This window comes from Streptomyces sp. C36 (assembly GCF_040932295.1).
GTDB classification, from domain to species: Bacteria; Actinomycetota; Actinomycetes; order Streptomycetales; family Streptomycetaceae; genus Streptomyces; species Streptomyces triculaminicus.
The window spans coordinates 211,919-223,214 of the sequence record NZ_JBFQGI010000006.1 but is presented as its reverse complement, the minus strand read 5'-3'; the positions used below and the strand labels follow the sequence as shown (position 1 = coordinate 223,214).

The window sequence follows — 11,296 nt, the reverse complement described above, 5'->3', positions numbered from 1 at the left end:
CCACGAGCACGTACCCACGAGCACGACCCACGAGCACGACCCACGAGCACGTACCCACGAGCACGCGGCCGGGAACAGGTGAGGCGGATGCACGAGCTGTCCATCGCCACCGCGATCGTCGAGCGGGCGACCGAGCTGGCCCGGCGGCACGACGCCGCCGGCGTGGAGGCGGTACGGGTGCGGGTGGGCGAGATGTCGGGCGTCGTTCCCGACGCCCTGCGCTTCTCCTTCGAGGTGGCCCGCGAGGGCACCGTGGTGGAGTCCGCCCGGCTGGTCGTGGAGGAGGTCCCCGCACGGGCCCGCTGCGCGGCCTGCGAAAAGGAGTTCGCGGTCGGCACCCCGCCGTTCCTGTGGTGCCCGCACTGCGACTCGCCGACCACACGCCTGCTCAGCGGGCGGGAGCTGGAGATCACCGTGATCGAACTGGCGGAGGCGACCGCGTGATGTGCCGTGTCATCGACGTCCGGCAGGCGGTGCTGGCCAGGAACGACGCCCTGGCCGGCGCCCTGCGCAAGGAACTGGCGTCCCGGCGGACGACGGTGGTGAACCTGCTGTCCAGCCCCGGCAGCGGGAAGACGGCGCTGCTGGAGCGGGTCCTGGCCGCCCTGGTCGAACGCGGCGTGCCGGTGGCCGCGCTCACCGCCGACCTCGCCACCGAGAACGACGCGCGGCGCCTGGAGCGCTCCGGCGCCCCCGTCAAACAGGTGCTCACGGGCGGCCTGTGCCACCTGGAGGCGGCCCAGCTCAGGGGGCACCTGCGGGGATGGCTGCCGGCGGACACCCGGGTGCTGTTCGTGGAGAACGTCGGCAACCTCGTCTGCCCGGCCGCCTACGACCTCGGGGAGACCCTGCGGGTGACGCTGATGTCCGTCACCGAGGGCGAGGACAAGCCGCTGAAGTACCCCATGGCCTTCGGCCTGGCGCACCTCGTCGTGCTGACGAAGAACGACATCGCCGACGCCGTGGACTTCGACCGGCCGGCGTTCACCGGCAACGTGGTGCGGGTCAACCCCGGCGTGGGGATCGTGCCCACGTCGGCCCGTACCGACGCCGGGGTGGACGGGCTCGTCGAACGGATCCTGGCGGTCGCCGAGGGCGCCGCCGTCCACCGCCCCGTGATGGCCGGCCGCGTCCGGGAAGGACGTCTCCTCCAGGACGCCCCCGACGACGTGCCGGCCGGGCAGCGGTGACCACCGGCCACCACACCGCCGTCGTCCGGCACCGGATCATCGTGCGCGGCGCGGTGCAGGGCGTCGGGTTCCGGCCCTTCGTCCACGGCCTGGCCCGCGAGCTGGGGCTGGCGGGCTACGTCAGCAACGACACCGGAGGCGTCGTCGCCGAGATCGAGGGCGACCCGGCCCGCGTCCGCGCCTTCCGCGACCGCTTGATCAGCCACGCCCCGCCGCTGGCCGTGGTCTCCTCCGTCTCCCACCGGCGCGTGCCCGCCCTGGGCGCCGGGGACTTCACCATCCGGCCCTCCCGGCAGGGCCGGGGTCGCACCCGCGTCCCTCCCGACGCCGCCCTGTGCGCCACCTGCCTGGCCGAGCTCAGCGACCCCGCCGACCGCCGCTTCCGCCACCCCTTCATCACCTGCGTCCACTGTGGACCGCGCTTCACCATCGTCACCGGCCTGCCCTACGACCGGGCCACCACCACCATGGCCCCCTTCGCCCTGTGCGCGCGGTGCGCGGGCGAGTACGCCGACCCCGCCGACCGGCGCTTCCACGCCCAGCCGGTGGCCTGCCCCGAGTGCGGTCCCCGGCTGCGGCTCGAGGGCGGGCAGCCGCCCGCCACCGCCGAGGCGGCCCTGGCCCGGGCCCGCGCGCTGCTCGCGCGCGGCGCGATCCTGGCCGTCAAGGGCATCGGCGGATACCACCTGGCCTGCGACGCCACCGACGAGGACGCCGTCGCCCGGCTACGGGAGACCAAGGACCGCGGCACGAAGCCCTTCGCCGTCATGGCGGCGGACCTGGCCACCGCCCGGGCCCTCGCCCCGGTGACCGCGGCGGAGGCGCGCCTGCTGGCCGGGCCCCGGGCACCGGTCGTCCTGCTGCGGCGCCCCGACGGCTTCGAGGGCGGCGTCCACCTCGCCGCCGGCGTCGCGCCGGGCGCCCCCGACCTCGGCGTGATGCTCCCCTACAGCCCCCTGCACCGGCTGCTGTTCGGCCTGCCCGGCGACCCGCCGGGCCCCCGCGTCCTGGTGATGACCAGCGCGAATCGCCCCGGCGAACCGATCGTCACCGACGACGGCCGGGCACGCACCGACCTGGCCCCGCTCTGCGACGCCCGCCTCGCCCACGACCGCCCCATCCATGTGCCGTGCGACGACTCCGTGGTGCGCGTGCGCGCCGACGGCAGCGTGCTGCCCCTGCGCCGGTCACGCGGATACGTACCCGATCCCGTTCCGCTGCCCTTCGAGGTGCCGCCCGTGCTGGCCGTCGGCGGCGACCTGAAGAACGCCTTCTGCCTCGCGCGCGGCCGCTCCGCCTGGCTGTCGCAGCACATCGGCGACCTCGGCGACCTGGCCACCGCGGCCGCCTTCGACCGGGCGGTCGCCCACCTGGGCGAACTCACCGGCATCCGCCCCGGCCTGCTCGCCGCCGACCTCCACCCCCGCTACCGGTCGGCGGCCTGGGCCCGGGACCACGCCGCGGGCCGCCCCCTGCGGCTGGTCCAGCACCACCACGCGCACATCGCCTCCGCCATGGCCGACGCCGGCCTGGACGGCACCACGCCCGTCATCGGCGTCGCCTTCGACGGAACCGGCTACGGCGACGACGGCGCCGTGTGGGGCGGCGAGATCATGCTCGCCGACTACACCGGCTACCGGCGCCTGGCCCACCTGGCCTACGTGCCGCTGCCCGGCGGCGACGCCGCCGTCCGCAACCCCTGCCGGACGGCTCTGTCGCATCTGCGTGCCGCCGGCCTCGACCGGGAGATCGACCTGCCGGCCGTGGCCGCCTGCGGGGAGCGGGAACGGCAATTGGTGGAACGGCAGCTGGAGCGGGGCATCGCATGCGTCCCCACCTCCAGCATGGGCCGGCTGTTCGACGCCGTCGCCTCCCTCACCGGGGTGTGCCACCGCGCCGGCCACGAGGCCCAGGCGGCCGTCGGGCTGGAGGCGCGCGCCGCCCCCGCCATGGCCGGCTGCGGCCGGCCGTACGCCTTCGGGTTCCCCGACGACCCGCACGGCGGCCCCCGGATCCTCGACCCGGCCCCCGTGCTGCGCGCCGTGACCGAGGACCTGCGGGCGAAGGTGCCCACCGGCGTCGTCGCCGCCCGCTTCCACCACGCCGTCGCCGGGGCCGTCACCACCGCCTGCGAGGCGGCCCGGCAGGCGACCGGCGTGTCCGCGGTCGCCCTCACCGGCGGGGTGTTCGCCAACCGCCTGCTCGAGGACGCGTGCACCCACGCGCTGCGGGCGGGCGGCTTCACGGTGGTGCGCCACCGTGCCGTGCCGTGCGGCGACGGCGGCCTGGCCCTCGGCCAGGCACTCGTCGCCGCCCGGTCCCAGGGCCGTGCGCCGGCCGTCGCCGGCGGGGAAGGAGGAGACCATGTGCCTGGCGGTGCCCGGCAAAGTGGTCGGTATTGAGGAGCGGGACGGCACCCGCATGGCGAAGGTCGACTTCGGGGGCGCGGTCAAGGACGTGTGCCTGGCCTATCTGCCCGACATCGAGATCGGCGACTACGCCATCGTGCACGTCGGATTCGCCCTGCAGCGACTGGACGAGGCGGCGGCGCTGGCGACGCTGGAGCTCTTCGCGCGCATCGGCGCCCTGGAGGAGGAGTTCGGCGACCCCTGGAGCCGCGCCGCCGCCGAGGCCGGGACGGCACCCGGGACCGGGACCGCTCCGGACGGCGCGACGGCACCGCACGCGACGATGCCGCCCGTGACGATGCCGGAGGAGGCACGATGAAGTACCTCGACGAGTTCCAGGACCCCGACCTGGCCCGGCGGCTGCTGGACGACATCCACGCCACCGTGACCCGCCCCTGGGCGATGATGGAGGTCTGCGGCGGCCAGACCCACTCGATCATCCGGCACGGCATCGACCAGCTGCTCCCCGCCTCCGTGGAACTGATCCACGGCCCCGGCTGCCCGGTCTGCGTCACCCCGCTGGAGATGATCGACAAGGCGCTCGCCATCGCGTCCCTGCCCGATGTGGTCTTCTGCTCGTTCGGCGACATGCTGCGCGTCCCGGGCACCGACGGCGACCTGTTCCGGGTCAAGGGCGCCGGCGGTGACGTACGGGTGGTGTACTCCCCGCTGGACGCGCTGGAGATCGCCCGGCGGCACCCGGAGAAGGAGGTCGTCTTCTTCGGCATCGGCTTCGAGACGACCGCCCCCGCCAACGCCATGACGGTCCACCAGGCCCGCGCGCTCGGCGTCCGCAACTTCAGCCTGCTGGTCTCGCACGTGCGCGTGCCACCCGCCATCGAGGCGATCATGAGCTCTCCCGACTGCCGCGTCCAGGGATTCCTGGCCGCCGGGCACGTGTGCAGCGTCATGGGCGTCGAGGAGTACCCGGCCCTGGCCGAGCGCCACGAGGTGCCCATCGTCGTCACCGGCTTCGAACCGCTCGACATCCTCGAGGGCGTCCGCCGCACCGTCCGCCAGCTCGAACGCGGCGAGCACCGGGTGGAGAACGCCTACCCCCGCGCCGTACGGGACGAGGGCAACCCCGCGGCCCTGCGGATGCTCGCCGAGGTCTTCGAGATCACCGACCGGGCGTGGCGGGGCATCGGCGTCATCCCCGGCAGCGGCTGGCGGCTGGCCCCCGCCTTCCGGGCGTACGACGCCGAGCACCGCTTCAGCGTCGGCGGCGTGCGCACCCGAGAGCCCGCCGCCTGCCGCAGCGGCGAAGTGCTGCAGGGCCTGATCAAGCCGCACGAGTGCGCGGCCTTCGGCACCGCCTGCACCCCCCGCCACCCCCTGGGCGCGACCATGGTCTCCAGCGAGGGAGCCTGCGCCGCCTACTACCTCTACCGCCGCCTGGACCACGCGGCGCCCGCCGAGGAGGCGACCCCCGTTGGCTGACACCGCGCCCTCGGCGACCATCGACCCGTCCGCCCTGACCTGCCCGGCCCCGCTGCGCGACCAGCCCGTCGTCGTCCTCGGGCACGGCGGGGGAGGGGCGCTGTCCGCCGAGCTCGTCGCCCAGGTCTTCGCGCCCGCCTACGGCAACGAGGTGCTGGCCGGCCTCGCCGACTCGGCGGCGGTCACCCTGGGCGGGGCGCGTCTCGCCTTCTCCACCGACTCCTACGTCGTCCGCCCGCTCTTCTTCCCCGGCGGCGGCATCGGCGACCTCGCCGTCAACGGCACCGTCAACGACCTCGCCATGAGCGGCGCATGCCCCGCCCACCTCTCCTGCGCCTTCATCCTGGAGGAGGGCACCGAACTGTCCGTCGTGGCGCGGGTCGCCCGGGACATCGGCGCGGCCGCGGAGGCCGCCGGGGTCACCGTCGTCACCGGCGACACCAAGGTCGTCGACGCCGGCCACGGCGACGGCGTCTTCGTCACCACCTCCGGGATCGGGATCGTCCCCGACGGCGTCGACATCCGGCCCCAGCGGGCCGCGCCCGGCGATGTGGTGATCGTCAGCGGGCCGGTCGGCCTGCACGGCGTAGCCGTCCTGAGCGTGCGCGAGGGACTGGAGTTCGGGGTGGAGATCGAGAGCGACACCGCCCCGCTGGGCGGCCTCGTCGCCGCGATGCTCGCCGTCACCCCCGACCTGCACGCCCTGCGCGACCCCACGCGCGGCGGCGTGGCCACCGCCCTCAACGAGATCGCCGCCGCCTCCGGCACCGGCGTCGTCCTCACCGAGGGCAGCGTGCCCGTGCCCGAGGCCGTCGCCAACGCCTGCGGCTTCCTCGGCCTCGACCCGCTCTACGTGGCGAACGAGGGCCGACTCGTGGCCTTCGTCCCCCGGGGGCACGCCGAGGCGGTGCTCGCCGCCATGCGCGCGCATCCGCACGGGCGGGGGGCCGCCGTCATCGGGGAATGCGTGGCCGACCACCCGGGGATGGTCGTGGCGCGCACCCGGCTCGGCGGAACGCGCGTCGTCGACCTGCCCCTGGGCGAGCAGCTGCCGCGCATCTGCTGATCCGGCCGGCCGGATCAGCGGCCGGATCAGCGGTCGGGTCCGGTGGCCGGGTCCGGCGTCAGGTCTGCTCGTCCATGCGGATGGCGTCGCGCAGGGTGTCGAAGGCCTCGCCCTCGCGCGCGCCCGCGGCCTGCGCCAGCAGCGCCCCGGCGATCGCGTCGAGCTTGCGCTGCACGGCGTGCTCGGCGCGCAGCTCGGAGTTCTTGAGCAGGGCCAGCAGCAACAGCGTCACCGACGTCATGAGGCCGGCGGCCAGCAGCTCCAGCCCGACCGACAGCCCCGCGAGGTGCATGGCCAGGAAGTTCGCCACCAGCACGAAGCACAGCACGAAGAAGGCCCGTGAGCTCGTGAAGTGGGAGGCCTTCTCGGCCACCCGTTCGAACAGATCGGGCCGCTCGTCCCCGCGGTGGGCAGGATGCCGGATTCTCACCTGCGACCGGTACCCGGTCCCGCTCGCCGCCATACGTTCCCGCGCGCGGCGTACGGCCGAATGGGCGCGGGGGCCGTTCAGGTCACGCCCCGCGCCCGCCGGAACCGGGCCAGGGCGTCGGGCAGGCCGACGAGCGGCCCCGGATAGCCGAGGCGCTCGCGCCGCACGGCCTCGAGTCTCCATGGCTGGTGGACGGCGCCGCCCGCCACGCCGGACAGCTCCGGTACCCAGCGGCGTACGTACTCCCCCTGGGGGTCGAAGCGCCGGGCCTGGACGAGGGGATTGAGGACGCGGTGGGGACGGGTGTCGGTTCCGGCCATCCACTGCCAGTTGAGCTGGTTGTTCGCCACGTCGGCGTCGATCAGCAGGTCGGTGAAGTGCCGGGCGCCCTCCCGCCAGTCGTGGTAGAGGGTCTTGGTGAGGAAGGACGCCACCAGCATCCGGGCCCGGTTGTGCATCCAGCCTTCATGGGCGAGCTGGCGCATCGCCGCGTCGACGACCGGGAACCCGGTCAGCCCCGCCTTCCAGGCGGCGAGCTCCTCGGGGTCCGTGCGCCAGCGGTCGTGCCGCGTGCGGTAGTCGCGGGCGGCCGCCCCCGGCACGGCGGCCAGCACCTGGTGGTGGAAGTCGCGCCAGGCCAGCTGGCGTACGAACGCCTCCGCGCCGCCGGGGCGGCGGCGCGCGCGGTCGATCACCTCCACCGGCGACAGGCAGCCGAAGTGCAGATAAGGGGACAGCCGGGACGTGGCGTCCGCCGCCATGTCGTCGTGCCGGACGGCGTACGCGTCGACGCCCGAGCGCAGCCAGGCCGCCAGGCGCCGTCGGCCCTCGCTCTCGCCGCCGCGCGCGAGGGCGGGCGAGGCCGTCCCCGGGGCCAGGGACGCGGCCGCCGGCAGGGGCAGCGTGGAGACGGCGGGCACGGCGACGCGCCGGGGCGCGCCGGTCACCGGCCGCAGCCGCTCGGCCGACCACCTCCGGTAGTACGGGGTGAACACCGCGAAGTGGCTCCGGCCCGAGGGCAGTACCGCCCCCGGCGGCAGGGCGGTGACCACCGCGTCGTGCACCCGCAGCCGCCGCCCGTCCGCGGCCAGCGCCGACCGCAGCCGGTCCTCCCGGCGCTGGGTGTATGCGCTGACACCGCCCGCGACATGAACCTCCGTCGCATCCGTCTCGGCGGCCACCCGGCACGTCTCCGGCACTACGTCGCCCTCACGGATCACCAGGTGCCCGCCCCGGGTCCGCAGCCCCCGGTCGAGGTCGGCGAGGCACTCGGACAGGAACGCCGCGCGGTTGGGCGTCGTGAAGCCGGCGTCGCGCACCCCGGAGTCGACGACGAACAGCGGCACTACGCGCTCGGCGGCGCTCAGCGCGGCGCGCAGGACGGGATTGTCGTGCAGCCGTAGATCGGCGGTGAAGAGGACGATCGCGACCCGCATGCCGGCTCATTTCGGTGATCACGGTCCGGACGGTGATGATCAGGCCCGGATGGTGTCGATCACGTACAGATAGTGCTGATCAAGGTCCAGACGGCCCAGATTACGACAGAACATGCTCTGACCTGCGAAGCTTGCGAATTCCGCAGAGGAGTGTTCTGGTGTTTGGGCGCTGCGCCGGGCTTTCGACCGGCCGCGCCGGGCCATGAGTGGGGGGCCTGCGTTGGGAGAGAACTACGTGTCCGCTGTGCCGTCCAGTCCGCCCCTGTCCATCATCCGACCGTCCCGTCCGTACCAGCCGTCCGCACCCGCTCAGCGCGCCCGGCACGCCCGTAAGATCGGGCTCTACGACTCCTGGTGGACGCTCACCGGAGCCGCGCTGGCACTCTGCGCCGTATGGGCCGGCAGCGTCTGGGTCTCCCTGCACCTGCAGGCCGACCCCGCCCTGCACACGGTCGCGCTCTTCGTCCACCTCGCCAGCCTCGTGCTCGGCTTCGGCGCCGTGCTGGTCGCCGACTACTACGGCCTGCTGTGGATCATGGGCCGCTGTGAGCTGCGCGACGCCCTCGGCAGCGCCAACCGGCTGCACCTGCCCATCTGGGCCGGCCTCGCCGGACTGGTGGCCAGCGGCCTGTTCCTGCACCCGAACATCTCCTCGACCATGACCTGCGCCAAGCTGGTGATGGTGCTCGGGCTCACGCTCAACGGCCTGCAGGCCGGCCTCCTCGGCAAGCACATGGCCCGCGACGCCGACGGCGCGCCCTCGACGCGCCTGCTCGTCTGGGGCGGGGCCACCGCCACGGTCTCCCAGATCTGCTGGTGGGGCGCCGTGGTCATCGGCTTCATCAACAGCCAGCACTGACCCGGACGGCCCCGGCGGGGCACGCCGCTACTCCGGCCAGCCGTAGGGCACCGACGTCCTCGGCTCGGGCGCCGCGCCCATGGCCTCGACGTCGTGTTCCGCCGTCCGCAGCAGCCGGGTGCCGAGATCGCGCAGGGCCCGGCCCGCCGCGAACTCGTCACCGATCACCGGTACGTCCTTGTCGCCGGGGGCGCACTGGGCGGTCCCGGCACCGGTGAGCGAGGCGGATCCGGTGTCCAGCACCACCCGTGCCCTGGTCTTCCCGTCCTCCTCGGACAGCTGGAGGCGGACGTTCCACTCGGTTGTGTGCGACATGACGCGCTCCTCGGACGATCGGTCCGTGCCTCCCTCCATTGAATACCCGTGCGCCGCGCGCGGCCGGGTGCGACTGTTGAGGTGAGGCGAATCGGCCACCGCACGGCCTGTGACACACGGTGACGGCGCGGTGGCCGGACCGGCTCAGGAAGTGGGAACGGCCGTGATCACACGCATCCGCCTGCCGCACCGGCACCTCACGCCGCCCGCCGGCCCCCGGCCGCCGGGCGAACCGCCCAGGCCGCCGTCCGGACCGCCGGCGCCGCCCGCCTGGCGCCGGTGGATCCTGCCCGCCGCCCTCGTCCTGTTCGTGATCACCCTGCTGCTGGCGCGCGGTGTGACCGGCCCCCAGCCCAGCCAGGTGCCCTACAGCGACTTCGTCGCCAAGGTGGGCGCCGGACAGGTCCAGACGGTCGACGTCAGCGACAAGGGCTCGGTGAGCGGCACGCTCAAGAACGGCACCAAGTTCACCACCCGCATCCCCACGGCGCTGGGCACGACCGGGCTCGAGCAGCGCCTGGAGGCCCAGCACGTACGGATCACCGCCTCGCAGAGCACCGGCACCCTCTGGCCCTCGCTCCTGGTGGCCTTCCTGCCCCTGCTGCTCCTGGCCGGCTTCTTCCTGTGGGGCGCCCGCAGGGCCGCCAGCTCCCTGACCGGCGGCGTCAGCGCCATCGGCCGGTCCCGGGCGAAGATCATCGAGGCCGAGCGGCCCACCACCCGCTTCGCCGACGTCGCCGGCTACGACGGCGTCAAACAGGAGGTCAGCGAGGTCGTCGACTTCCTGCGCAACCCCGACCGCTACGCCCGGGCGGGCGCCAAGGGGCCCCGCGGAGTGATCATGGTCGGGCCGCCCGGTACCGGCAAGACGCTCTTCGCCCGCGCCGTGGCCGGGGAGGCGGACGTGCCGTTCCTGTCGGTGACCGGCTCGGCGTTCGTCGAGATGTTCGTCGGCGTCGGGGCGTCCCGGGTCCGTGACCTCTTCGACGAGGCCCGCAAGCGAGCCCCCTCGATCATCTTCATCGACGAGATAGACGCCGTCGGCGGCCGGCGCGGCGGCGGCTCCCGGCTCGGCGGCAACGACGAGCGCGAGCAGACCCTCAACCAGCTGCTCGCCGAGATGGACGGCTTCGACCAGAGCAGCGGCATCGTGGTCATCGCCGCCACCAACCGGCCCGACGCCCTCGACCCCGCCCTGCTGCGCCCCGGCCGGTTCGACCGGCAGGTCACCGTGCCGCTGCCCAACCAGGCCGAACGCTCGGCCATCCTCACCGTCCACTCCCGCGGAAAGACCCTCGCCCCCGATGTCGACCTGAACATCGTCGCCCGGGCCACCCCCGGCTTCTCTGGCGCCGACCTGGCCAACCTCGTCAACGAGGCGGCCATCAACGCCGTACGCCAGGACCGCTCCACCCTCGTCGCCGAGGATTTGGACGCCGCCCGCGACCGCGTGCTGCTCGGCCGGCGCGAGACGTCCAACGCGCTGCTGCCCGAGGAGCGCCGTTCCGTCGCCGTGCACGAGTCGGGCCACGCCCTCGTCGCCGCCCTGTGCGAACACGCCGACCCCGTCGCCAAGGTGACGATCCTGCCCGCCGGGGTGTCGCTCGGGGTCACCGAGCAACTCCCCGAGGCCGAGCGCCACCTGTACACCGAGGGCTATCTCACCGACCTGCTCGCCGTGCGCCTCGGCGGCCGCGCGGCCGAACTGACCGTCTTCGGCGAGGGCTCCACGGGCGCCGCCAACGACCTCGCGGGCGCCACCGCGATCGCCACCCGCATGGTCCGCGAGTTCGGTCTCTCGCCGACGCTGGGCCCGGTCGGCTACGCCGCCCCGGGCCAGCCGTTCCTGGGCGAGACCGCCGAGGACCTCGCCCGGCAGCCGTACTCGGAGCGCACCCAGCGCATCGTCGACCAGGAGGTGGCGCGCCTGCTGCGCGCCGCCGAGGACCGGGCCCTGACTCTGCTGCGGGACCATCGCACCGCCCTGGACCGGCTCTCCGAACAGCTGGTGGCCAGGGAGACCGTCGATGGCTCGGTGGTGCTGGACGTCCTGCGGGAGGAGGGCGACGCGGGCGCCGGCCGGGAGGCGGAGCCGGACAGGCGATGACGAAGCCGCCGCCCCGGGTGGGCGGCGGCTTCGTCATGGGAGCCG

Annotated in this window: 11 protein-coding genes; 8 read left to right on the top strand and 3 right to left on the bottom strand. The window is 74.4% G+C overall.

From position 1 onward, the window contains the following. Nucleotides 1-87 precede the first annotated feature (87 nt). From hypA to hypE, 6 genes are read left to right on the top strand one after another with little or no spacing between them, the layout of a single operon-like run. Nucleotides 88-444 carry a hydrogenase maturation nickel metallochaperone HypA gene (gene hypA, locus AB4K12_RS20130; protein WP_368435490.1) on the top strand — a complete coding sequence of 119 codons (357 nt, stop codon included), beginning with the start codon at nt 88-90 and terminating at the stop codon, nt 442-444. Next, entirely contained in the window at nt 444-1,190 is a 747-nt protein-coding gene (gene hypB / locus AB4K12_RS20125) for a hydrogenase nickel incorporation protein HypB (RefSeq protein ID WP_368435694.1), read from the top strand. Before hypA ends, hypB begins: the two co-directional genes overlap by 1 nt. Next, nucleotides 1,187-3,592 carry a carbamoyltransferase HypF gene (hypF, locus tag AB4K12_RS20120; RefSeq protein ID WP_368435489.1) on the top strand — a complete coding sequence of 802 codons (2,406 nt, stop codon included), beginning with the start codon at nt 1,187-1,189 and terminating at the stop codon, nt 3,590-3,592. Before hypB ends, hypF begins: the two co-directional genes overlap by 4 nt. Next, nucleotides 3,555-3,917, top strand: a complete 363-nt coding sequence (locus tag AB4K12_RS20115; protein ID WP_368435488.1) for a HypC/HybG/HupF family hydrogenase formation chaperone — start codon at nt 3,555-3,557, stop codon at nt 3,915-3,917. Before hypF ends, AB4K12_RS20115 begins: the two co-directional genes overlap by 38 nt. Next, complete coding sequence (hypD, locus tag AB4K12_RS20110; protein WP_368435487.1) at nt 3,914-5,038, top strand: hydrogenase formation protein HypD; 1,125 nt, start codon at nt 3,914-3,916, stop codon at nt 5,036-5,038. The genes AB4K12_RS20115 and hypD overlap by 4 nt, the downstream gene beginning before the upstream one ends. Then, complete coding sequence (gene hypE / locus AB4K12_RS20105; protein ID WP_368435486.1) at nt 5,031-6,104, top strand: hydrogenase expression/formation protein HypE; 1,074 nt, start codon at nt 5,031-5,033, stop codon at nt 6,102-6,104. The genes hypD and hypE overlap by 8 nt, the downstream gene beginning before the upstream one ends. 58 nt (nt 6,105-6,162) lie before the next feature. Here the strand turns inward: hypE and AB4K12_RS20100 are convergent, their stop codons facing one another. Both AB4K12_RS20100 and AB4K12_RS20095 read right to left on the bottom strand, forming a co-directional pair. Next, nucleotides 6,163-6,477: a hypothetical protein gene (locus AB4K12_RS20100; RefSeq protein ID WP_368435485.1), complete on the bottom strand. Its 315-nt coding sequence runs from the start codon at nt 6,475-6,477 to the stop codon at nt 6,163-6,165. A gap of 134 nt (nt 6,478-6,611) precedes the next feature. After that, nucleotides 6,612-7,970, bottom strand: a complete 1,359-nt coding sequence (locus tag AB4K12_RS20095; protein WP_368435484.1) for a deoxyribodipyrimidine photo-lyase — start codon at nt 7,968-7,970, stop codon at nt 6,612-6,614. 235 nt (nt 7,971-8,205) lie between these two features. On the opposite strand from AB4K12_RS20095, the gene AB4K12_RS20090 reads away from it, so the two are divergent. Then, nucleotides 8,206-8,829: a hypothetical protein gene (locus AB4K12_RS20090; RefSeq protein ID WP_368435483.1), complete on the top strand. Its 624-nt coding sequence runs from the start codon at nt 8,206-8,208 to the stop codon at nt 8,827-8,829. Between the two features lie 27 nt (nt 8,830-8,856). On the opposite strand, the gene AB4K12_RS20085 is transcribed toward AB4K12_RS20090, so the two are convergent. Then, nucleotides 8,857-9,144 carry a DUF1876 domain-containing protein gene (locus AB4K12_RS20085; RefSeq protein ID WP_086568018.1) on the bottom strand — a complete coding sequence of 96 codons (288 nt, stop codon included), beginning with the start codon at nt 9,142-9,144 and terminating at the stop codon, nt 8,857-8,859. Between the two features lie 163 nt (nt 9,145-9,307). Between AB4K12_RS20085 and ftsH the strand changes: the two genes are divergently transcribed. Next, on the top strand, nt 9,308-11,251 hold the full coding sequence (gene ftsH / locus AB4K12_RS20080; RefSeq protein ID WP_368435482.1) for an ATP-dependent zinc metalloprotease FtsH: 1,944 nt from the start codon (nt 9,308-9,310) through the stop codon (nt 11,249-11,251). Nucleotides 11,252-11,296: the final 45 nt, after the last annotated feature.